Origin of the sequence: Streptomyces sp. NPDC051136 (assembly GCF_044455745.1) — a bacterium.
In the GTDB taxonomy this organism is placed as follows: Bacteria; Actinomycetota; Actinomycetes; order Streptomycetales; family Streptomycetaceae; genus Streptomyces.
The window spans coordinates 37,829-57,516 of sequence record NZ_JBITFE010000016.1 but is presented as its reverse complement, the minus strand read 5'-3'; the positions used below and the strand labels follow the sequence as shown (position 1 = coordinate 57,516).

The following is a 19,688-nucleotide window of genomic DNA, read 5'->3' as shown; positions in this document are numbered from 1 at the left end:
TTCGGCCGTACTGCGGCCGGTCGTCGAGCCGGTGGCCGGCCGCGTCGAACGCGACGCCGGCCGGACGGCGCGGCTTCCCCTCGGGCAGGGAGTGCACGACCCGGCGCCTTGCGTCCTGGCGATCGCGCACCCATGGCCGGCCGCGGGACGGTCAGGCGACGCCCAGACCGTCCAGGACCTCGGCGCCGGGCAGTTCCGCGAAGGCCTTGCCGGGCACGAGCAGCTTGCCGCGCCGGCGTCCGCTGCCGACGAGCACGTACGGCAGGTCGACGACGGCCGAGTCGACGAGTACGGGCCAGTCGCCGGGCAGGCCGATCGGCGTGATGCCGCCGTACTCCATGCCGGTCTCGCCGGTGGCCGTGTCCATCGGGGCGAAGGAGGCCTTGCGCGCGCCGAGGTGACGGCGTACGACGCCGTTGACGTCGACCCGGGTGGTGGAGAGCACCACGCAGGCGGCGAGCGTCGTGCCGCCGCCCCGCTTGCCGTTGACGACCACGCAGTTGGCGGACTGTTCCAGCAGCTCACGGCCGTAGTGCTCGACGAAGGTCGCGGTGTCGGCCCATTCCGGTTCGGTGTCGACGTAGAGGATCTGGTCGGCCGGCACGGTTCCGCTCCAGCGCCGTACGGCGTCGGCGACCGGGCGGGTCAGGTCGTCGAGGCGGTCCGGGGCGGGCGTGGCGCTGTCGAAGTTCCCGATGGGTGCGTGCATGGCGGCACGCTAGCAACGGCGGGCGGTGCGGCGAACGGCCGTCTCAGCGGACGGGCGGCACCGAGACCGCCATGATCATGTCCATCGGTCCGTCGCCCTCGTTGCCGTACGTGTGCGGGGTGTCGGACGGGAAGGAGGCACTCGCACCCGTCGGCACGCGGTGAGCGGTCCCGTCCACGGTGAGGGTGAGTTCCCCGGCGGTGACGTGCACCAGCTCGACCGTGCCGGTGGGGTGCGGGTCGGAGGGGCTGCTGTCGCCCGGCATCAGCCGCCACTCCCACATCTCCAGCGGGCCGGGCGCCTCCACCCCGGCGAGGAGCCGGCTGAAGCTCCCGGCGTCCGTGTGCCAGAGGCGTACGGCCTGTTCGGCCGGGACGACGCGGACCGTGGGCCCCTGCTCCCAGTCGAGCAGCGTGGTGATGCTGACGCCGAGCGCGTCACCGATCTTCACGACGGTGCCGAGGCTGGGGTTGGTGCGCGCCTGTTCGATCTGGATGAGCATGCCCCGGCTGACCCCGGCGCGCGCCGCCAGCGCCTCCAGCGTGAAGCCGCGTTCGGCGCGCCAGCGCTTGACGTTGCGCGCCAGGGAATGGGTCAGCAGGTCGAGGTCCGCCACGTTCCGTCCAGGGACTCGTACAGGTGCGTGCATGAGGGTGGAAGAGAGGGTGCAGCGCGGTGAACTGCGGTCGACTGCACCGGAAGGTCCACCGAACTGTACTGCGACGCGACCGGCTCGTGACAGCGCTGCCGGCCGCGGCTACCGGCCACCGCCGCCAACGGCCGACGGCCGACGGCCGACGGCCTGAGCACCCGAGCACGCCCCGGCACGGTCGCGGCCGCACCGGCCTCGCCGGACCGGAGGGTGACCGCTGCGGTCCGCACGTCCGAGGCGTCTCGGCCCCCGGCCCGTTCAGCCCTCGGCGGCCGGTTCCGCGAGTCTGTCCGGCGCTCGCTCCGGGGCCTCGTCCAGCGCGGCGAGCCGGGCCACCGCCTCCTCGTCCAGCTTGGACAGCTCCCGCAGCTGTCCCGGTGTGATCCCGTCGGGGATCGGCACCGGGGCCGGGGTCCGCAGCGGCGGCTGCCAGCCCTCGGCGGGTGTCCAGCGCCGTACGACGCGGGCGGGGGCGCCCGCCACCACGGCGTGGTCGGGGACCGTGCCCCGGACCACGGCACCGGCGGCCACGACCACGTTCCGCCCGATCCGCGCGCCGGGCAGGATCACCGCGCCGGTGCCGATCCAGCAGCCGGTGCCGATCTCCACCGGGTCCATCCGCGGCCACTGCTTCCCGATGGGCTGGTGCGGGTCGTCGTAGGAGTGGTTGGTGGAGGTGACGTAGACGTACGGGCCGAAGTAGCAGTCGCTGCCGATGGTGACGGTGGTGTCGGCGATGACGTGGCTGCCGCGGCCGAGGACGACCCCGTCGCCGATGCGCAGGATCGGCTCGGGGCCGAGGTCGAGGTCCGGCATGAGGCCGGCGGTCAGCGTGACCTGCTCACCGATGATGCAGTGGGCGCCGACGTGGATCCAGGGCTCGCCGAAGACCGTGCCGAGCGGGAAGGCGAGCCGGGTGCCCGTGCCCAGCGCGCCGAAGCGGAAGCGCCCGGGGTGCGCGGCGGTGACGGAGCCGGTGCGCTGCACCCAGGCCCAGCCCGCGTGGACGGCCCGCTGGGCGAGGCGGCTCCGCCAGGACGAGAACGTGTTCTTGCGGTGGGGCACCCGCTCACGGTAGTCCGCGCGCGCCGCGGCCAGGACCGCACCGTGCTGTGATCTTCACCCCACCGGGTGGCGTACGGTGCCGTACAACATCCGAGCAGGAGGCGACATGACGCAGCAGGCGCTGATCACGGGCATCGGCGGCAAGGACCCGAAGGTGGACCCCGGGGCCTTCGTGGCACCGACGTCCTCCGTCGTCGGGGACGTGACGCTGCACGCGGGAGCGAGCGTCTGGTACGGCGCGGTGCTGCGCGGCGACGTCGAGCGGATCTCGGTCGGCGCGAGCAGCAACGTCCAGGACAACTGCACGCTCCATGCCGACCCCGGCTTCCCCGTCACCGTCGGCGAGCGCGTCTCCATCGGGCACAACGCCGTGGTGCACGGCGCCACCGTCGAGGACGACTGCCTGATCGGCATGGGCGCCACGGTCCTCAACGGTGCGGTGATCGGCGCCGGTTCGCTGGTCGCCGCCCAGGCACTCGTGCCGCAGGGGATGCGGGTGCCGCCGGGGTCGCTGGTGGCGGGGGTGCCGGCGAAGGTGAGGCGGGAGCTGACGGAGGAGGAGCGTCAGGGCGTCACGCTGAACGGCACGATGTACGCGGCGCTGGCCGGGCAGCACCGGGATGCGCTGGGCGAGGCTCCGTAGGAGGCCGTCGGCGGGGCGGTCGTGGTGGCGCGCACGGTTCTCCGCGTCCCCTCGGTGCGCTTCAGTCCCCGGCGGTCGCGGGCTCGGGCTCCGGCTGGGCCCGGCCCGCCCTGCGCTTGACGACCAGCATCGAGGCGACGCCGATCAGGACCGCCACCACCAGGCCCAGCCAGGAGAAGCGCTTGAGCCAGTCCTCCGCGACCACGCCGACGTAGTAGATGACGGCGGTGGTGCCGCCGGCCCAGACGATGCCGCCGAGGACGTTGGCGATCAGGAACTTCCAGTACGGCATCCGCAGCACACCGGCCAGCGGGCCCGCGAAGATGCGCAGCAGGGCGACGAAGCGGCCGAAGAACACGGCCCACATGCCCCACTTCTGGAAGGACCGCTCGGCGGTGGCCACGTGCCCCTCGCTGAAGTGCTTGGGGAACTTCCCGCCCAGCCAGGCCAGCAGGGGCCGGCCGCCCTTGCGGCCGATGGCGTATCCGACGGAGTCGCCGATCACCGCGCCCGCGCTGGCGCAGATGCCGAGGACCAGCGGGTCGATCCCGCCGTGCTGCGACGACAGCAGGGCCGCCGACACCAGGATGATCTCGCCGGGCAACGGGATGCCCAGGCTCTCCAGACCGATGACCAGCGCGACGGCTGCGTAGACGGCCACCGCGGGCACCGTGTCGAGCCATTCCTGGACGTGCAACGCCCCACCCTCCGCTTCGGATACCTGTTCCCGGTGCGCCTCGGTCGAGGCGCACCGGGAAGCGTACCGGGTCGACGCGGGTCAGCCGTTGGGTCGCAGCGTCCATATGACGGTCATCTCACCCGTCACGGCACCGTCCTCGCGCTGGATGGCGACGCTGACCGGGAACTCGGGGCGGCTGCCGGCGTCCAGTTCGGCGACGACGTCGGCGGCCGGGCGGCCGAGCGTGGCGGTGGCGGTCACCGGGCCGAGGGCGATCTTCTTGAAGGCGATCTCCGCGGTGACCGGCAGCGGCACCGCGCGGCTGAGCTGGTCGCCGAAGGCGGCCAGCACGATCGCGCCGCTGGCCGACTCGCCCAGCGTGAACATGGCTCCGGCGTGCGGTCCGCCGACGTGGTTGCGGTACTCGCTCTGGTCCGGGAGGGCCAGGACGGCCTTCTCCGGGGTGGTCTCCAGGTACTCGAGGTTCAGGGTCCTGACCATCGGCACCGTGGCGGCGAGCAACTCGCCGATCGACATCTGGTCTGCGCTCATGGAGGCAGGTTACCCGTGAGTAGCTTCCAGGACCAGGCGTTTGTGAAGATCGCCGTATGCTGAGCGCCCATGTGGCCAGGAGAGCAGTCGTCCGCGGGCGGACCCGACCCGCGACAGCCGAACCCGTACCAGCAGCCCGGCTACCGGCAGCCGTCGCCGTACGGCGGGCAGCAGCCCGCCCCTTGGGACGCCCCCACGGTCGCGTCCGGCGGGCCGGCCGGGCCGGGACCCGGCAGCGGCCGTACCAAGGTGGTGGCGATCGTCGCCGCCGCGGTCGTGGTGGTCGCCGCCGCCGTGACCGGAGTCGTCCTGTGGGGTGGCGACGAGGACGCCGAGGCCGGGCCCGGCCCCACCGCGTCCTCCCCGGCCGCGTCCCCCGCGGACAACCCGCGCGGTGGGGACGGCGCGCCGAAGGCCACCGTCGAGGGCTGGACCGTCGTGGCCAACCCCGACCACGGCCTCGCCTTCGACGTACCGGCCACCTGGGTGCCGCAGGCGCGCGACTGGGTCACCTACGTGTCGGAGGACGACGATCCCCAGGAGAAGCCACTGGTCGCCATGAAGGCACCCGCCGTCCTGGAGGAGGAGTGGTGCGGGTCGGACGACGACCGGGACGGCTCGGTGGACCACACACCCCTGGCCAGTGCGGGCACCCGCGGCAACAACGGCGCACGGAGCACCGAGGAGATAGCCCGCAACGACTCGGCGGCCTGGGTCTACGGCGGTTACACCCAGCCGGACCGGGACAAGGTCGCGACCGGCCCGGTGACGTCCTTCACGACCGCCTCGGGCATCGAGGGCAGCCTCGCCACCTCACGGTCCTCGGGAGTGGCGAAGCAGGACAAGTGCGACGTGAACGGCAAGGCGACCACCTTCGCCTTCACGTCGGCCGACGGCGACCTGGTCTCGTGGTCGTTCTTCGGCGCCGCAGGCGTCGCCGAAGAGGTGCCCGACGCCACCGTCCGCAAGATTGCGGCCACCGTCAGGGAATACACCCCGTCGTACTCCTAGCCCGCCCCGTTTTCGGTACGTCCCTGACAAGGGCCGGTGACCGAATCGTGTCCTGGGCGGCATTAGGGTGACTGCTCATGTGGCCAGGACAGCAGCCGCCCGGGGGCGAGCAGAACCCGCAGAACCAGAACAACCCCTACCAGCAGCCGGGGTACCAGCAGCCGAATCCGTACCAGCAGCCCGGCTACCAGCAGCAGCCCGGCGCGTACGGGCAGCAGCAGTGGAGTACGCCGCAGCCCCCCACCGCGCCGCAGCCGGCGCCGGGCGGTGGCGGTGGCGGCGGGGGCAACCGGACGAAGCTGGTCGCGATCGTCGCGTCCCTCGCCGTGGTGGTGGCCGCCGGTGTCACCGGGTTCCTGGTGCTCGGCGGTGACAAGGACGACCAGGCGGACGACGGCAAGGACAAGAAGACGTCCGCGAGCCCGACCACGGGCAAGTCCGAGTCCCCCACCGCCGACCCGACCGCGACGGGTTCCGACGACAACCCGCGCGGCGGTGAGGGCGCGAAGGCCACCGTCGACGGCTGGAAGGTCGTCGCCAACCCGCGCTTCGGCACCATGTTCGACGTGCCCGCGGACTGGGAGATCGACAGCACCGACACCAGCGTCGGCTTCGAGTGGGAAGAGGACGGCAAGACCGAGCGCACCACCGTCACCGCCCCGGCCTACCTCAAGTCCGAATGGTGCACGACCGACGAGAACAAGGACGGCCGCAAGGAGAGCACCGCCCTCGCCACCGCCGGCACCCGCGGCGAGAGCGGTGCCAAGGACACCGACATGGCGGCCGAGACCCGGGTGCCGTGGTGGATCTACGGCGGTTACACGGAGCCCGACAAGAAGAGCGTCAAGTACGGCAAGCCGAAGGCGTACACGACCGCCTCCGGCATCAAGGGCAGCGTCATCACCGCCCACTCGGAGGGCACGCCCCAGAAGGGCAAGTGCGACACCGAGGGCAAGGCGATCACCTTCGCGTTCAAGAACGGTGCCGACGATTTCGTCACCTGGAACCTCTACGGCGCCAAGGGCGTCGACGAGGAGATCCCGGAGGCGACGATCCAGAAGATCCTCAGCACCGTACGCCTCACCGAGGAACCGCCGACCGAGTCGTAACGCACCCGCGCCGCGGGGCTCGCGCGCCGCTCAGCCGATGCCGAACGCCCCGGCGGGCGGCTCCGGCGACGGCACGGCGTCCTCGTCGCGCACCGGCCGGGCGTCGCCGGTGAAGTCCCGCAGCGCGGGCCCGTGCTCGACCCTGGCCGGGAAGGCGTCGGCGGCGGTGCGCCGGGCCAGGGCCGCGACGTCCAGCGGCCGGTGCGCGGCGACGAGCACCGCGTTGCCGAAGCGGCGCCCGCGCAGCACCCCCGGTTCGGCGATCAGCGCCAGCTCCTCGAAGTACAGGGCGAATCCGGCCAGTTGGCCGCGCAGGAAGGCGAACGGCGCCCCGTCCGCCAGGTTCGCCACGTAGACACCGTCGGGCCGCAGCACCCGGGCGGCCTCGCGCACGTAGCCCGTGGAGGTCAGGTGCGCGGGCACCCGCGAGCCCCCGAAGACGTCGGCGACCAGTACGTCGGCCGAGTCCGCGGGGGCGCGTTCCAGCCAGGCGCGGGCGTCGTCGCCGTGGGCGGTGACGCCCACGCCCGGCGGCAGCGGCAGGTGCTCGGCGACCAGGCCGAGCAGCCCCCGGTCGGCCTCCACCACGTCCTGGCGCGAGCCGGGCCGGGTCGCGGCCACGTACCGGGGCAGGGTCAGCGCGCCGCCGCCCAGGTGCAGGACGTCCAGCGCGCGCCCCGGCTCGGCCACCGTATCCAGGACGTGGCCGAGCCGGCGCGTGTACTCGAACTCCAGGTGCGCCGGCTCGTCCAGGTCGACGTACGACTGCGGCGCCCCGTCCACGGTGAGCAGCCAGGCCCGTTCCCGGTCGACGTCGGGCATGAGCTTGGCCGTGCCGTGGTCGGTGACGCGGCTGACGGGTATGGCTTCGTTCACCTGCCCATTGTGCCGGTGCCCGGCGGGGCGTTCACCCCACCGCGGTCACGGTCCCCGCCCCCACGGTGCGGCCGCCCTCGCGGATCGCGAAGCCGAGTCCCGTCTCCAGCGGCACGTCCCGCCCCAGCTCGACCGTCATGGTGACGGTGTCCCCGGGCCGCGCCACGGCCGGCTCGCCGAGGTCGACGTCACCGACGATGTCCGCGGTCCGCAGGTAGAACTGCGGCCGGTACCCGGTGGTGAGCGGCGTCGACCGGCCGCCCTCGCGCGTCGACAGCACGTACACCCGTGCGGTGAAGCGGCGGGCGGGCACGACGCTGCCGGGCACGGCGACCACGTGTCCCCTGCGCACGGTGTCGCGGGCGACTCCGCGCAGCAGCAGCGCCACGTTGTCCCCGGCCTGCGCCTCCTGCATCGGCTTGCCGAAGGTCTCCAGACCGGTGACGACCGTCTCGACGGACGCCCCGAGCACCTCGACCCGGTCACCGACGCGCACGGTGCCGCGCTCGACGGCGCCGGTGACGACGGTGCCGCGGCCGGTGATGGTGAGCACGTTCTCCACCGGCAGCAGGAACGGCGCGTCCAGGTACCGCTCGGGCATGGGCACGTAGGTGTCCACGGCGTCGAGCAGCGCCTCGACGGACGCCGTCCACCTCGGGTCGCCCGCCAGGGCCTTCAGCCCGGAGACCCGTACGACGGGCACGGCGTCGCCGCCGTAGCCGTGCGCGGTGAGGAGTTCCCGTACCTCCAGCTCGACCAGGTCGGTCAGCTCCTCGTCGCCCGCGTCGGCCTTGTTGAGCGCGACCACGATGTGGTCGACGCCCACCTGCCGGGCGAGCAGCACGTGTTCGGCGGTCTGCGGCATGATCCCGTCCAGCGCCGAGACGACGAGGATCGCCCCGTCCAGCTGCGCGGCGCCGGTGACCATGTTCTTGACGTAGTCGGCGTGCCCGGGCATGTCGACGTGCGCGTAGTGCCGGGTGTCGGTCTCGTACTCGACGTGCGCGATGTTGATGGTGATGCCGCGCGCCGCCTCCTCCGGGGCGCGGTCGATGCGGTCGAACGGCACGAACGTGCCGGTCCCACGCTCGGCGAGGACCTTGGTGATGGCGGCGGTCAGGGTGGTCTTGCCGTGGTCGACATGGCCCATCGTGCCGATGTTCAGATGCGGTTTGGTGCGGACGTACGCCGTCTTGGACATGGCGGTACCTCGAAGCCTCGTGGCGGTGTGGCGGGGACCCCTGGGGCCGGCCGACCCTCCCCCTGCGGGGTCCGCCGGACGATCCGGGGAGGGTCAGCTTCGGGCGCCGTCGACTGCGGCGGTGAAGTGGGCGACGGCAGCCTTCGGGGCATCCGCGACCGCGGATGCTGCGAGGTGGAAGGCGTACCGGAACATGACGCCGATCATCGCCGACGCCTCGCCGCACGTCGAATGGTTTTCGCGGAAGGGGAGTTCGGGGTCCGGGCCGCTCCGCGCTACGGGCCGACGGTCCGCAGCGCCTCCCGCACGGACAGCGGCGCGAGGCGGTCCCGGTGCCCCGCCACGAAGGCGCGCACGGCGTCCGGGTCGGTCTTGGCGTACTCGCGCAGGCACCAGCCGATGGCCTTGCGGACGAAGAAGTCGCCGTGACCCGACTGGAGAGCGCAGTAGCCGAAGAGGCGGTCGGTGTCGGTGCGTTGCTTGTAGCGCAGCTGGTGCAGGAGCGCCGCGCGGACCAGCCAGAGGTCCGCGTCCTCGATCCAGGCGTCCATGTCGGCCGTGAGGTCGCCGTCGGCGGCGACCAGGCCCCCGACGACGTGCGCGGCGAGCAGGTCGACGGTGTCCCACCAGGGCACCGTGGTGAGCAGGTACCGCACCACCGGCAGAAAATCGGACGAGCAGTACGTCACATACCGGCGCAGGTAGTCGACGGCGAAGTAGTGGTACTCGCGCTCGGGCAACTGCCAGCAGCGCAGCGCGACCGCGGCGCAGTCCGGCTCGCCGGGGCGGGGCACGCCGGACAGGACGGCACGGGACAGGGAGCGGCGAACGGAGGAGGTCAGGCCCAGGAACGGAGCCACGTCCCGCATGTACGCCCGCTGCCCGACGGCCCGCTCGGGATCGGCCGCGGCGGGGTACTCGGCGGTGAGCCGCCGCAGTACCGTGTCGGCGAGAGCGCTGTGCGGCGCGTCCGGAACCGGCCGGGTTGTGACGCTCATGAGACGCAGCATACGGCGATCACACACATGTGTCGGTTAGTGTCGCCGGATGCTCGATGCCACCACCCGCTCTGGGGGCACCGCCACGGTCAGTCCCCGGACCGCCGCCGCCGAACTCGCCGTCGCCACCGCCGGACCGGCCTCGCCGACCGGCCCCACCACCCGTGTGACGAGAGTGCTGCTGTCCCCGTGGTCGCGGCTCTCCCTGCTCGTCGCCCTGCTGGCCTCGGCCGCGACGACGGTGGTGCTGTTCCAGCCGCAGCAGTTGCTGACCGACGGCTGGCCACCCCAGCTGGGGGGTGCCGCCGCGGCCGTCGCGTACGCGGTGGCGTACGGGTTGTGCACGGTCGCCTTCGTGCCGCGTCCGCTGCTCAACCTGGCCGCCGGTGCCCTGTTCGGCTCGCAGCTGGGGCTGGCCTCCGCGCTGGCCGGGACGGTGCTCGGCGCCGGGATCGCCTTCTGTCTCGGCCGGGTCCTCGGCCAGGAGGCGCTGCGTCCGCTGCTGCGCGGCAAGTGGCTGAAGGCCGCGGACGGGCAGCTGAGCCGGCACGGTTTCCGCTCGATGCTGGCGGCGCGGCTGTTCCCCGGGGTGCCGTTCGCCGCCGCCAACTACTGCGCCGCCGTCTCCCGCATGGGTCTGCTGCCCTTCCTGCTGGCGACGGCGCTCGGTTCGATCCCCAACACCGCCGCCTACGTCGTCGCGGGCGCCCGCGCCTCGACGCCGACCTCTCCCGCCTTCCTGATCGCGCTGGCCTGCATCGCCCTGCCCGGGCTCGCGGGGGCGGTCGTCGCCTGGCGCAAGCGTCACCGGCTGCGCGGGCAGTGACGGGACGTCGTCCCGCGGCCACGGCCGCGGTGACCGGGGGCCGCTCCCCCCGTCACCCGGGGTTCATCCGGGGGCGCTACGCTGCCCCTCGGCACGCCAGGTCCCGATCACGCACACGACGGTTCGGCGTGTCCGCCGACCGTTTCTCGATCGCCCCTTGGACTGACGTAACTCCATGTCTTGGTTTGAATCCCTCGTCCTTGGACTCGTCCAGGGGCTGACCGAGTTCCTGCCCGTGTCGTCCAGCGCGCACCTGCGGCTGACCGCGGCGTTCGCCGGCTGGCACGACCCGGGGGCGGCCTTCACGGCGATCACGCAGATCGGCACCGAGGCCGCGGTGCTCATCTACTTCCGCAAGGACATCGGTCGGATCATCTCGGCGTGGGCCCGCTCGCTCACCGACAAGGCGATGCGCCACGACCCCGACGCGCGCATGGGCTGGCTGGTGATCGTCGGCTCCATCCCGATCGGCGTGCTCGGCCTGACGCTGAAGGACCAGATCGAGGGCCCCTTCCGCGACCTGCGGATCACCGCCACGATGCTGATCGTCGTCGGCGTCGTCATCGGCGTCGCCGACCGGATGGCCGCCCGGGACGAGAGGGGCGGCCGGCACCGCGCCCCTCAGCAGCGCAAGGAGCTGAAGGACCTGGGTGTGCGGGACGGCCTGATCTACGGTCTGTGCCAGGCGGCGGCCCTCATCCCCGGCGTCTCCCGCTCCGGCGCGACCATCAGCGGCGGTCTCTTCATGGGCTACCGGCGTGAGGCCGCCGCCCGGTACTCGTTCCTGCTGGCGGTCCCGGCGGTGCTGGCGTCCGGCGTGTTCGAGCTGAAGGACGCCATGGAGAGCGACCACGTCTCCTGGGGGCCGACGCTCTTCGCGACGGTCATCGCCTTCGCCACCGGGTACGTGGTCATCGCCTGGTTCATGAAGTGGATCTCCACCAAGAGCTTCATGCCGTTCGTCTGGTACCGCATCGCGCTCGGGATCGCCATCATCGCCCTGGTCGCGGCGGGTGTCCTCAGCCCGCACGCCGCGGAGTCCGCCGGCTGACCGCCCGTTTGTGTAGCGGTCCGGTAGCGCAGTGTCAGTGCTTGCCCCTAGGCTTGTCCGCATGTCCCCCGATTACACGACCCCTGGTTCCGTGCGGTCCGCCGCGGAGCTGAACGATCGGATCCGCGCGCTGTGGCGGCGCGCGGGCGGTTCCCTGTCCGCGCAGGAGCGCGTGGAGTACGAGCTGCTGGTGGTCGAGTGGGCGACGGCGATCCGCGGCGAGGTCGTCGAGGCGGCCTGAACGACGGGAGCGGCCCGGCCCCGAGCGCGGGCCCCCCGGAGGGCGGCCTGGGCCGGGGCCCTGCTCGGCACGGAGGCGGTCCGGCGCGGGGGCGCGTCGCCACCGGCGGCCCGGCTCAGCGCGAGGGCACGTCGTCACGGGGCCGTCCGGTCCGGCGCGGGGGCCCGCCGTCACAGGACGCCCGGCCGGCGCGGGTGACGGTCCTGGTTTCAGCCCGCCGCCGCACCGCCTTCCGGGAGATCACCCCGGGAGGGGTCAGCGCCCGCCCGCGACCCGGAGCACCGTCCCCGTCGTGTACGACGCGTCGGACGACATCAGCCAGGCGATCGCCGCGGCGATCTCCTCCGCGCGGCCCGCACGTCCCATCGGCACCGCAGCCCCCATCCGGGCCGCCCGGCCCGCGTCGCCCGCCGCCGCGTGCATCTCGGTGTCGATCACGCCGGGTGCGACGGCGTTGACCCGGATGCCGTCCGGACCGAGTTCCTTGGCCAGGCCCAGGGTCAGTGCGTCGACGCCCGCCTTGCTCGCCGCGTAGTGCACGTACTCCCCCGGGCTGCCCAGCGTCGCCGCGCCCGACGACACGTTCACGATCACGCCGCTCCGCCGCGGTGTCATCAGCCGCGCCGCCCGCCGGGAGCACAGCAGCACGCCCAGGAGGTTGACGTCGAGGACCCGGCGCAGGTCCGCGGTGTCGCTGTCGGCGAGCCGGCCCAGCGGACCGGTCACGGCCGCGTTGTTCACCAGCCCCGTCACCGGACCGAGCCGCTCCTCCACCGTGTCGAAGAGTCGCTCGACGTCGGCCTCGACGGACGTGTCCGCGCGCACGGCGACGCCACGCCCGCCCGCCTCGCGCACCGCCGCGACGACCGTCTCGGCGGCGGCAGCGTCCGCCGCGTAGCCCACGGCGACGTCGTGTCCCTCCGCCGCGAGCCGCAGGCAGGTCGCCGCGCCGATGCCCCGGCTGCCGCCGGTGACCACCGTGATGGGTCGCTTCATGAGCACCTCCCTTTTGATCGATCATCGATCATCTTAGGAGGAGTGTCGCGCGCTGCCCAGGCCCCGGTGTGATCAACTGAATTCGCTGTCGTCGCGGACGCACACTGGACAGATCACCGGGTAGGGAGGCGCCCATGAAGACGCTCGACCATTGGCTCGCCTCCTCGTGGCGGCGCTCGGTCCTCGCCGTGCTCGCCGGGGCCCTGCCCGTGCTCGCCTTCCCGGGCCCGGCCCTGTGGTGGTGGGCATGGTTCGCGCTGGTGCCCTGGATTTCGCTGGCCCGTACCGCCCCGCGCGGGAAGCGGGCGGCGTACGACGGGTGGTGCGGCGGGTTCGGGTTCGTGCTGGCCATGCACCACTGGCTGCTGCCGAACCTGCACGTGTTCACCTTCGTCATCGCCGCCCTGCTCGGCGCACTGTGGGTCCCGTGGGGCTGGCTGGTGCGCCGGATGCTGGGCGGGGCGCCGTCCGCCGGCCGGATCACGGCGGCCCTGGTGGTGCTGCCCTCGGGCTGGCTGCTGGCGGAGCTGGTCCGTTCCTGGCAGGGACTCGGCGGCCCCTGGGGCATGCTCGGCGCCTCCCAGTGGCAGGTCGCTCCGGCGCTGCGGCTCGCCTCGGTGGGCGGGGTGTGGCTGCTCAGCTTCCTCGTGGTGGCCGTCAACGTGGCCGTCGCGGTCCTCGTGGCCGTGCGGCGGGCGAGGGTGCCGGCCCTGGCCGGGCTGGTCGCCACCGCCGCGGCCGCCTCGGCGGCCTGGGTCTGGTCACCGCGCCCCGACACCGGCGAGCGGGTCGCGATCGCCGTGGTGCAGCCGGGCATCGTCGCCGGGGCGGACAGCGCGGACCGGCGGTTCGACCGCGAGGAGCAGCTGACCCGGCGGCTGGCGGGCCGGGATCTCGACCTGGTCGTCTGGGGCGAGAGCAGTGTCGGCTACGACCTCGACGACCGGCCGGACTTCGCCCGGCGGCTCGCGGCCCTGTCCCGGGAGACGGGCGCGGACATCCTGGTCAACGTGGACGCCCGGCGCTCCGACAAACCCGGCATCTACAAGAGTTCGGTGCTCGTCGGGGCCGCGGGCCCGACCGGCGATCGGTACGACAAGATGCGGCTCGTCCCCTTCGGCGAGTACGTGCCGTTCCGCTCGATGCTCGGCTGGGCCACCTCGGTCGGCAAGGCGGCCGGCGAGGACCGCAGGCGGGGCACCGAGCAGGTGGTGATGGAGGTCGGCGACGGCCTGCGGATCGGGCCGATGGTCTGCTTCGAGAGCGCGTTCCCCGACATGAGCCGCAGTCTGGTCTCCGACGGTGCCCAGGTGCTGGTCGCCCAGTCCTCGACCTCGACCTTCCAGCACACCTGGGCGCCCGAGCAGCACGCCTCGCTCGCCGCGCTGCGCGCCGCCGAGACCGGCCGGCCCATGGTGCACGCGACCCTGACCGGTGTCTCCGCCGTCTACGGCGCGGACGGCGAGCGGATCGGCTCCTGGCTCGGCACCGGCGCGAGCGCCTCCCGGGTCTACGAGATCCCGCTGGCCCGGGGCACCACGCCGTACGTCCGCTACGGAGACTGGACGGTCTACGCGGCGCTGCTGACCCTGGGGGTCTGGGGCGCCGCGGAGGGCGTGCGGACGGTGCGGCTCAGGCGGAGCGGGGCGGCACGACGGCCCGGACCACCCGCTCGCACAGCTCATGGGTCTCCAGCGCGTCCCGGGCGCTGAGCACCTCGGTGGAGCGCACCGCGTCGAGGAAGGCGAGCACCGCCTGCTCGATGCCGCGCTGGCGGGCCACGGGCACCCAGTCGCCGCGCCGCCGCACGGTCGGTTGGCCCTTGTGGTCGATCACCTCGGCGAGGTTGACCACCTGGCGCTTGGTGTCCTGGCCGGAGACCTCCAGGATCTCCTCCGTCGAGCCGCTGAGCCGGTTCATCACGCCGAGCGCGGTGAAGCCGTCCCCGGCGAGCTGCAGCACGACGTGGTGGAGCAGACCGTCCTCCGTGCGGGCGCGCACCGTCACGTCGTCGACCGGTCCGGGCACCAGGAACCGCAGGGTGTCGACGACGTGGATGAAGTCGTCGAGGACCATCGTGCGCGGGTCCTCGGGCAGGCCGGTGCGGTTCTTCTGCATGAGGATCAGCTCGCGCGGGTGCTCGGCGCACTGCGCGTACCCCGGGGCGTGACGCCGGTTGAAGCCGACGGCGAGGCTGGTGCGCCGCTCCTCGGCGAGGACGACCAGGCGCTCGGAGTCGGCGAGTTCGTAGGCGAGGGGCTTGTCGACGTAGGTGGGCACGCCGGCTTCCAGCAGCCGGGTCACGATCTCGGGGTGGACGGACGTCGGCGCGTGCACGAAGGCGGCGTCGAGGCCCTGGGCGAGGAGCGCGTCGAGGTCGGCGTGACGCTGCCGCGCCGGGACGCGCAGCTTGTCCGCGACCCGGGTGAGGGTGGCGGGGGTGCGGGTCTGCAGGTGCAGTTCGATCCCGGGGAGGGCGGCGAGCACCGGCAGGTAGGCCTTCTGCGCGATGTCGCCGAGTCCGATGCAGCCGACCTTCACGGGATGTGCTCCTCTAACGCTCGCCGACCTGGGTCCGCCGGGAAGCATACGGGGGCTGCGGGGGCCGCCAGTCGGCGATGCCGTCGAAGCCGCGCAGGAACAGCGCCGGTCCGGCCTTGGAGAGGGCGAGGAGGGCGGCGTCGCGGACGGCGACGGCCGTGCGGCTGCCCATCATGTTGAGGCGGGCCGTCCTGACGGCCTGGCGGGCGACGGCGGTCGTGCGGGGCAGCCGGGCGGCCGTGTAGGCGGCGAGGTCCTGGCTGTGGTGGGCCAGCACCACCGCGTCCTCGATGGCCTGGTTGCCGCCCTGGCCGAGGGTCGGCGGCATGGCGTGCGCGGCGTCCCCGAGCAGGGCGGCCCTGCCCAGGTGGTAGGAGGGCGGCGGCTCGGCGATGTGGTGCACGTCGTGGCGCAGGACGTCCTCGGGGCGGGCGGCGGCGAGGACCGCGGGGATCGGGTCGTGCCAGTCGCCGTAGCGGTGCAGCAGTTCGGCCCTCTCGTCCAACGCGTGTCCGCCGGCCGGGGTGACGGCGGCGGCGTAGGCGTAGACCCGGCCGTCCTTGAGCGGATGCGTGCCCCAGAGGCGGCCGGGGCCCCAGGTCTCGTGGGAGGCGAACTCGACGCCGGGGACGGGGATCACGACCCGCCAGGTGGTGAAGCCGGAGTAGACGGTGCCGGGGTGGCGCGGGAACAGCGTGCGGCGCACGGCGGAGCGGATGCCGTCGGCCCCGACGACCAGGTCGGCCTCCAGTTCGCCGTCCGGGAGGCGGACCCTGGCCGGCCGGTCGCGGTCGCCGGGGTCGGCCAGGACGGCGTCGGCGGCGGTGCGGACCGCCTCCGGCGGCAGCAGCGCGGCGAGGCGCTCGACGAGGGTGGACCGGTGGAGCAGTACCAGCGGGCCGCCGAAGCGTGCTTCGGCGGCTTCGGCACTGGACCGGGAGAGCCACCGCCCGCCGGGGGTGCGCAGTCCCCCGTCGCCCTGCCAGGCGGCGAGGTCGCGGATCTCATCGCCGAGGCCGATCACGTCCAGGGCGCGCAGGGCGTTGGGCGACAGCGAGATGGCCGCGCCGACCGGCCGGAGCGAGGGGGCGCGCTCCAGGACAGTGACCCGCAGGCCGCTCAGGTGCAGGGCGGCCGCCGCGGTGAGTCCGCCGATGCCGCCGCCTATCACGACGGCCGTCCTCGTCCGTGTCATGGCTCTCCTCCACGCTCGGCTCACTACAGCTGTAGTAGGGCTCACCGCCGACTGTACTACAGCCGTAGTGAGCCGGGTAGATTGAGTCCCATGTCCTCTCCTGCCGCACCCTCCGGGTCGTCGTCCGGCGCCTCTCGCGCCGACCGGGTCGCCGACGCCGCGCTGACGCTGCTGGCCGAGCGCGGGATGCGCGGGCTCACCCACCGGGCGGTCGACGAGGCGGCCGGGCTCCCGCAGGGCTCCACGTCCAATGTGGCCCGGACCCGGCAGGCGCTGCTGGAGCGGGCGGTGCGGCGGCTGGCCGACCGGGAGGCCAGGGTGCTCGCGCTGCACGAGATGCCGGACCCGCGGGCCGGTCTCGACGCGCTGGCCGACGCGCTGGCACTGGCGACCCACCGGGCCCTGACCCGCAACCGCGCGCTGACGCTGGCCCGGTACGAACTGGCCCTGGAGGCCACCCGCCGCCCGGAGCTGCGGGCGCACTTCGACGCGGCGGGTGCCCGCTTCCGGGAGCAACTGGGCGCTCTCGTCACGGCGATGGGCTCGACGGACCCGGCCCGGCACGTGCTCTCGCTGGTCGCCTGGGCGGACGGGCTGATGTTCAGCTGCGTGGCCGGGACCTTCCACGCCGAGGTGCCGAGCCTCCAGGACGTGCGGTCCGGGCTGCGGGAGCTTCTGGACGGCATGCTGGGCGGCCCGCCCCACGACCTGCCGGAGGGCTGAAATCCCCTGGTGGGACCGGCCGGTACGGGCGAGGATGCCACCATGACGACCGAACGCCGCGAACCCCCCGTCGACGCCGACGAACGCGCCATGCTGGAGGGCTGGCTCGAGTACCACCGGCAGACCCTCGCCCAGAAGTGCGAGGGACTCACCGACGAGCAGTTGAGGACGGCGTCCGTGGCGCCGTCGACGTTGACCCTGATGGGACTCGTCCGGCACATGGCGGAGGTGGAGCGCAGCTGGTACCGCAGGGTGCTGGCGGCCGAGGACGCGGGCCTGATCTACTCCTCCGACGGGGAACCGGAGGGGGAGTTCCGGTTCACCGAGGCGGACACCTTCGCCGAGGCCCACGCCACCTGGCAGGCGGAGATCGAGGCGGCCCGCCGCAACGCGTCCGGCGTCCCGCTGGGCGAGACGTCCCGGGGCAGGCACCTGCGTACCGGCGAGCGCTCGACCCTGCGCTGGATCCACACCCACATGATCGAGGAGTACGCGCGTCACAACGGGCACGCGGACCTGATCCGTGAGCGCCTGGACGGAGCCACGGGCGCCTGACGTCACCTCCCGTCGCCGCCGGACCTCCGTACGGGGCCGGAGATCACCCGTGCGGGGCAACCTCCGCTTGTCCGGCTCCGGTTGCGGTGCCGGAGGCAGCAGAGTGGCGCGGGTGCATCGAACGACGACCACCGCAACGCTCCTGCTGACCGTGACCGTCTCGGCCCTGACCGGCTGTACGACGGTCGGCGGCCCGGCCGTGCACACCCCCTCCGGGGCCGGCGCCCGCTCGTCCGCGCCTCGCCCCGAGGGCCCGGCCGAGCCGCGGGTCGTCCAGGCCCCGGCCCGGGAGGCGCTGGAGATGATCGGCCCCTCCCCCACCGCGGAGCGAGCCGCCGGCGCACCCCGCCGCTCGAAGCCGCCGACCGCCTCGACCGCGCCGCACGACCCGCCCGCGGCCCGTGCTCCCGGCCGGCGGCCCGTCCGCCCGGCGCCGCCCGAGCACACCCGTGCCCCCGACACGGCCCGGCCCCGGCCCCGGGTGCCCGACCTGCCCGGCACCTCCGGCGCCGGCAGCGGCGGGAAGGCCGACGTGTGCTCCCTCGGCAAGCAGTACGGCGGTTGGCGCCCGGGCAGCCCCGAGTCCCGCATCTGCGAGCAGGCGTACGGACACTGAGGCCGGTCCGCGCCGACGGGGGCCGGGCGGCGTCACGGCCGCTGCCGCGGGGGGCGGCCCCGTCCCTCGGAGCCGTCGGGCCGCCCGGGGTCTGCCAGGCGCAGCTCCAGCCGGTCGATCGAGGCGCGTACGCCCTCTCCGTAGCGGCCGGGGGCGAGGGACTCGGCCGCTGCGCGGGCGCGCCGCAGGTGCAGACGGGCCGCCTCGCGGTGACCGAGCCGGTCGTAGTCGGCGGCCACGTGCAGGTGGAGCGAGGGGGAGAGGGCGCGGGCGGCGGGCGTGCCCTCGTGCCGGTCGGCGAGGCGGTCCTCGGTCAGCTCCTCGGCGGCCGACAACGCCCTCAGGCCCCAGGCCAGTTGCTCCCGCGGGTCGTCCTGGGCGGCGGCGAGGTAGTGGGCCAGCGTGCAGCGGTGCAGTGGGTCGCCGCCCTCGCCGATCTCCGCCCACAGCCCGAGGAAGCGGCGCCGGGCCTCCTCGCGGTCGCCCGCGTGGTGCAGCATGGCGACCTGGCCGATCCGCGTCAGCACGGCGTCCGGCGCCGCCTGCTCCTGTCCCTTCGCCACCGCGTCCTCCGTGCCCTCGTCGGCTGTCCCGACGACGCTAACCGCACGCACCCGCTTTCCCGGTCAGGCGGCACCGGGGAGCGCGGGGGCCGGACGCCGGCGGACCGGCCCGGAGGACCCGGGTCAGCCCAGGTTCGGGACGGTCCAGTCGATCGGCTCGTGGCCCTGCGCCGCGACCGCCTCGTTGATCTGCGTGAAGGGGCGGGACCCGAAGAACTTCTTCGCCGACAGCGGTGAGGGATGGGCGCCCTTGACCACGACGTGCCGCGTCTCGTCGATCAGCGGCAGCTTCTTCTGCGCGTAGTTCCCCCACAGCACGAACACCGCCGGGTCGGTCCGCTCGGCGACCGCGCGGATCACCGCGTCGGTGAACAGCTCCCAGCCGCGGGACTTGTGCGAGTTCGCCTCGCCGGCCCGGACCGTGAGCACCGCGTTCAGCAGCAGGACGCCCTGCTCGGCCCACGGCATCAGATAGCCGTTGTCCGGAATCGGGGTGCCCAGCTCCGCGTGCATCTCCTTGTAGATGTTCCGCAGGGACGGCGGCACCTTCACGCCGGGCCGGACGGAGAAGCACAGCCCGTGCCCCTGGCCCTCGCCGTGGTACGGGTCCTGGCCGAGGACCAGCACCTTCACCCGGTCGAAGGGCGTGGCGTCCAGCGCGGCGAAGACCTCGTCGCGCGGCGGGTAGACGGGGCCGCTCGCCCGCTCCTCCTCGACGAACTCCATCAGCTCCTTGAAGTAGGGCTGCTGCAGCTCGCCGCCCAGTACCTCGCGCCAGGACTCGGGCAGGATGGCGATGTCGGTCACGTCAACTTCCTTACGCTGTGCGGTCGCTTCCGGTGCTCAGAAACCTACCGCCGACCACTGACAACGGTGACGCCGCCTG

General features: G+C 73.6%; 23 protein-coding genes. 10 read left to right on the top strand and 13 right to left on the bottom strand.

Annotation, left to right across the window (positions count from 1 at the left end):
- Nucleotides 1-151: 151 nt before the first annotated feature.
- The 3 genes from ACIBCJ_RS34400 to ACIBCJ_RS34390 form a co-directional block, all read right to left on the bottom strand.
- Entirely contained in the window at nucleotides 152-709 is a 558-nt protein-coding gene (locus tag ACIBCJ_RS34400) for a YbaK/EbsC family protein (protein WP_362105986.1), read from the bottom strand.
- A 43-nt stretch (nucleotides 710-752) separates the two neighbouring features.
- Nucleotides 753-1,325, bottom strand: a complete 573-nt coding sequence (locus ACIBCJ_RS34395; RefSeq protein WP_362105989.1) for an XRE family transcriptional regulator — start codon at nucleotides 1,323-1,325, stop codon at nucleotides 753-755.
- 294 nt (nucleotides 1,326-1,619) lie between these two features.
- Nucleotides 1,620-2,426, bottom strand: coding sequence for an acyltransferase (locus ACIBCJ_RS34390; RefSeq protein ID WP_365979675.1), 807 nt, complete (start codon nucleotides 2,424-2,426; stop codon nucleotides 1,620-1,622).
- A gap of 106 nt (nucleotides 2,427-2,532) precedes the next feature.
- Here ACIBCJ_RS34390 and ACIBCJ_RS34385 point away from each other — a divergent pair, with 106 nt between their 5' ends.
- Entirely contained in the window at nucleotides 2,533-3,069 is a 537-nt protein-coding gene (locus ACIBCJ_RS34385; RefSeq protein ID WP_362509675.1) for a gamma carbonic anhydrase family protein, read from the top strand.
- A 61-nt stretch (nucleotides 3,070-3,130) separates the two neighbouring features.
- On the opposite strand, the gene ACIBCJ_RS34380 is transcribed toward ACIBCJ_RS34385, so the two are convergent.
- Entirely contained in the window at nucleotides 3,131-3,766 is a 636-nt protein-coding gene (locus ACIBCJ_RS34380) for a DedA family protein (RefSeq protein ID WP_362105998.1), read from the bottom strand.
- A gap of 81 nt (nucleotides 3,767-3,847) precedes the next feature.
- Nucleotides 3,848-4,285, bottom strand: a complete 438-nt coding sequence (locus ACIBCJ_RS34375) for a DUF4442 domain-containing protein (RefSeq protein WP_356369155.1) — start codon at nucleotides 4,283-4,285, stop codon at nucleotides 3,848-3,850.
- A gap of 84 nt (nucleotides 4,286-4,369) precedes the next feature.
- Between ACIBCJ_RS34375 and ACIBCJ_RS34370 the strand changes: the two genes are divergently transcribed.
- Both ACIBCJ_RS34370 and ACIBCJ_RS34365 read left to right on the top strand, forming a co-directional pair.
- Entirely contained in the window at nucleotides 4,370-5,311 is a 942-nt protein-coding gene (locus tag ACIBCJ_RS34370) for a hypothetical protein (protein ID WP_365979674.1), read from the top strand.
- A gap of 77 nt (nucleotides 5,312-5,388) precedes the next feature.
- Entirely contained in the window at nucleotides 5,389-6,420 is a 1,032-nt protein-coding gene (locus tag ACIBCJ_RS34365; RefSeq protein ID WP_362106004.1) for a hypothetical protein, read from the top strand.
- 30 nt (nucleotides 6,421-6,450) lie between these two features.
- On the opposite strand, the gene ACIBCJ_RS34360 is transcribed toward ACIBCJ_RS34365, so the two are convergent.
- The 3 genes from ACIBCJ_RS34360 to ACIBCJ_RS34350 all read right to left on the bottom strand — a co-directional run bounded on the left by ACIBCJ_RS34360 (nucleotide 6,451) and on the right by ACIBCJ_RS34350 (nucleotide 9,495).
- A complete protein-coding gene (locus ACIBCJ_RS34360) occupies nucleotides 6,451-7,296 on the bottom strand; it encodes a fused MFS/spermidine synthase (protein WP_365979673.1) in 846 nt (281 codons plus the stop codon).
- A gap of 31 nt (nucleotides 7,297-7,327) precedes the next feature.
- Nucleotides 7,328-8,497 (bottom strand): elongation factor Tu, encoded by a 1,170-nt coding sequence (gene tuf, locus ACIBCJ_RS34355; RefSeq protein WP_365979672.1) that lies wholly within the window; start codon nucleotides 8,495-8,497, stop codon nucleotides 7,328-7,330.
- 275 nt (nucleotides 8,498-8,772) lie between these two features.
- The gene (locus ACIBCJ_RS34350; protein ID WP_362106012.1) at nucleotides 8,773-9,495 is read right to left on the bottom strand and encodes a DNA alkylation repair protein; all 723 of its coding nucleotides are present in this window, start codon (nucleotides 9,493-9,495) and stop codon (nucleotides 8,773-8,775) included.
- A gap of 49 nt (nucleotides 9,496-9,544) precedes the next feature.
- Between ACIBCJ_RS34350 and ACIBCJ_RS34345 the strand changes: the two genes are divergently transcribed.
- The 3 genes from ACIBCJ_RS34345 (at nucleotide 9,545) to ACIBCJ_RS34335 (ending at nucleotide 11,613) form a co-directional block, all read left to right on the top strand.
- Entirely contained in the window at nucleotides 9,545-10,321 is a 777-nt protein-coding gene (locus ACIBCJ_RS34345; RefSeq protein WP_365979671.1) for a TVP38/TMEM64 family protein, read from the top strand.
- A gap of 175 nt (nucleotides 10,322-10,496) precedes the next feature.
- Nucleotides 10,497-11,372: an undecaprenyl-diphosphate phosphatase gene (locus tag ACIBCJ_RS34340; RefSeq protein WP_362106018.1), complete on the top strand. Its 876-nt coding sequence runs from the start codon at nucleotides 10,497-10,499 to the stop codon at nucleotides 11,370-11,372.
- Between the two features lie 61 nt (nucleotides 11,373-11,433).
- Complete coding sequence (locus tag ACIBCJ_RS34335; RefSeq protein WP_133886992.1) at nucleotides 11,434-11,613, top strand: hypothetical protein; 180 nt, start codon at nucleotides 11,434-11,436, stop codon at nucleotides 11,611-11,613.
- A 255-nt stretch (nucleotides 11,614-11,868) separates the two neighbouring features.
- Here ACIBCJ_RS34335 and ACIBCJ_RS34330 read toward each other — a convergent pair whose 3' ends face one another.
- Nucleotides 11,869-12,609: an SDR family oxidoreductase gene (locus ACIBCJ_RS34330; RefSeq protein ID WP_362106022.1), complete on the bottom strand. Its 741-nt coding sequence runs from the start codon at nucleotides 12,607-12,609 to the stop codon at nucleotides 11,869-11,871.
- 134 nt (nucleotides 12,610-12,743) lie between these two features.
- Here ACIBCJ_RS34330 and lnt point away from each other — a divergent pair, with 134 nt between their 5' ends.
- On the top strand, nucleotides 12,744-14,321 hold the full coding sequence (lnt, locus tag ACIBCJ_RS34325; protein WP_365979670.1) for an apolipoprotein N-acyltransferase: 1,578 nt from the start codon (nucleotides 12,744-12,746) through the stop codon (nucleotides 14,319-14,321).
- Here the strand turns inward: lnt and ACIBCJ_RS34320 are convergent.
- Nucleotides 14,242-15,150: a Gfo/Idh/MocA family oxidoreductase gene (locus ACIBCJ_RS34320; RefSeq protein ID WP_365979669.1), complete on the bottom strand. Its 909-nt coding sequence runs from the start codon at nucleotides 15,148-15,150 to the stop codon at nucleotides 14,242-14,244. The two genes, lnt and ACIBCJ_RS34320, sit on opposite strands and share 80 nt — an antisense overlap.
- Before the next feature lie 13 nt (nucleotides 15,151-15,163).
- A complete protein-coding gene (locus ACIBCJ_RS34315) occupies nucleotides 15,164-16,345 on the bottom strand; it encodes an FAD-dependent monooxygenase (RefSeq protein WP_365979668.1) in 1,182 nt (393 codons plus the stop codon).
- Between the two features lie 90 nt (nucleotides 16,346-16,435).
- Between ACIBCJ_RS34315 and ACIBCJ_RS34310 the strand changes: the two genes are divergently transcribed.
- The 3 genes from ACIBCJ_RS34310 to ACIBCJ_RS34300 all read left to right on the top strand — a co-directional run bounded on the left by ACIBCJ_RS34310 (nucleotide 16,436) and on the right by ACIBCJ_RS34300 (nucleotide 18,239).
- Nucleotides 16,436-17,068 carry a TetR/AcrR family transcriptional regulator gene (locus ACIBCJ_RS34310; protein ID WP_362106034.1) on the top strand — a complete coding sequence of 211 codons (633 nt, stop codon included), beginning with the start codon at nucleotides 16,436-16,438 and terminating at the stop codon, nucleotides 17,066-17,068.
- A 42-nt stretch (nucleotides 17,069-17,110) separates the two neighbouring features.
- Complete coding sequence (locus ACIBCJ_RS34305) at nucleotides 17,111-17,623, top strand: DinB family protein (RefSeq protein ID WP_365979667.1); 513 nt, start codon at nucleotides 17,111-17,113, stop codon at nucleotides 17,621-17,623.
- Nucleotides 17,624-17,735: 112 nt separating this feature from the next.
- Nucleotides 17,736-18,239 carry a hypothetical protein gene (locus ACIBCJ_RS34300; RefSeq protein WP_365979666.1) on the top strand — a complete coding sequence of 168 codons (504 nt, stop codon included), beginning with the start codon at nucleotides 17,736-17,738 and terminating at the stop codon, nucleotides 18,237-18,239.
- A gap of 32 nt (nucleotides 18,240-18,271) precedes the next feature.
- Here ACIBCJ_RS34300 and ACIBCJ_RS34295 read toward each other — a convergent pair whose 3' ends face one another.
- The gene (locus tag ACIBCJ_RS34295; RefSeq protein WP_365979665.1) at nucleotides 18,272-18,802 is read right to left on the bottom strand and encodes a hypothetical protein; all 531 of its coding nucleotides are present in this window, start codon (nucleotides 18,800-18,802) and stop codon (nucleotides 18,272-18,274) included.
- Between the two features lie 123 nt (nucleotides 18,803-18,925).
- Nucleotides 18,926-19,609, bottom strand: a complete 684-nt coding sequence (gene ung / locus ACIBCJ_RS34290; RefSeq protein WP_362509640.1) for a uracil-DNA glycosylase — start codon at nucleotides 19,607-19,609, stop codon at nucleotides 18,926-18,928.
- Nucleotides 19,610-19,688 lie beyond the last annotated feature (79 nt).

What these genes read in the sequence shown, in the direction of transcription:
- ACIBCJ_RS34315 (WP_365979668.1), bottom strand. Translation starts at nt 16,345, where the DNA reads ATGACACGGACGAGGACGGCCGTCGTGATAGGCGGCGGCATCGGCGGA.
- ACIBCJ_RS34375 (WP_356369155.1), bottom strand. Translation starts at nt 4,285, where the DNA reads ATGTCGATCGGCGAGTTGCTCGCCGCCACGGTGCCGATGGTCAGGACC.
- ACIBCJ_RS34400 (WP_362105986.1), bottom strand. Translation starts at nt 709, where the DNA reads ATGCACGCACCCATCGGGAACTTCGACAGCGCCACGCCCGCCCCGGAC.
- tuf (WP_365979672.1), bottom strand. Translation starts at nt 8,497, where the DNA reads ATGTCCAAGACGGCGTACGTCCGCACCAAACCGCATCTGAACATCGGC.
- ACIBCJ_RS34340 (WP_362106018.1), top strand. Translation starts at nt 10,497, where the DNA reads ATGTCTTGGTTTGAATCCCTCGTCCTTGGACTCGTCCAGGGGCTGACC.
- lnt (WP_365979670.1), top strand. Translation starts at nt 12,744, where the DNA reads ATGAAGACGCTCGACCATTGGCTCGCCTCCTCGTGGCGGCGCTCGGTC.
- ACIBCJ_RS34370 (WP_365979674.1), top strand. Translation starts at nt 4,370, where the DNA reads ATGTGGCCAGGAGAGCAGTCGTCCGCGGGCGGACCCGACCCGCGACAG.
- ACIBCJ_RS34345 (WP_365979671.1), top strand. Translation starts at nt 9,545, where the DNA reads ATGCTCGATGCCACCACCCGCTCTGGGGGCACCGCCACGGTCAGTCCC.
- ACIBCJ_RS34305 (WP_365979667.1), top strand. Translation starts at nt 17,111, where the DNA reads ATGACGACCGAACGCCGCGAACCCCCCGTCGACGCCGACGAACGCGCC.
- ACIBCJ_RS34365 (WP_362106004.1), top strand. Translation starts at nt 5,389, where the DNA reads ATGTGGCCAGGACAGCAGCCGCCCGGGGGCGAGCAGAACCCGCAGAAC.
- ACIBCJ_RS34350 (WP_362106012.1), bottom strand. Translation starts at nt 9,495, where the DNA reads ATGAGCGTCACAACCCGGCCGGTTCCGGACGCGCCGCACAGCGCTCTC.
- ACIBCJ_RS34385 (WP_362509675.1), top strand. Translation starts at nt 2,533, where the DNA reads ATGACGCAGCAGGCGCTGATCACGGGCATCGGCGGCAAGGACCCGAAG.
- ACIBCJ_RS34330 (WP_362106022.1), bottom strand. Translation starts at nt 12,609, where the DNA reads ATGAAGCGACCCATCACGGTGGTCACCGGCGGCAGCCGGGGCATCGGC.
- ACIBCJ_RS34310 (WP_362106034.1), top strand. Translation starts at nt 16,436, where the DNA reads ATGTCCTCTCCTGCCGCACCCTCCGGGTCGTCGTCCGGCGCCTCTCGC.
- ACIBCJ_RS34335 (WP_133886992.1), top strand. Translation starts at nt 11,434, where the DNA reads ATGTCCCCCGATTACACGACCCCTGGTTCCGTGCGGTCCGCCGCGGAG.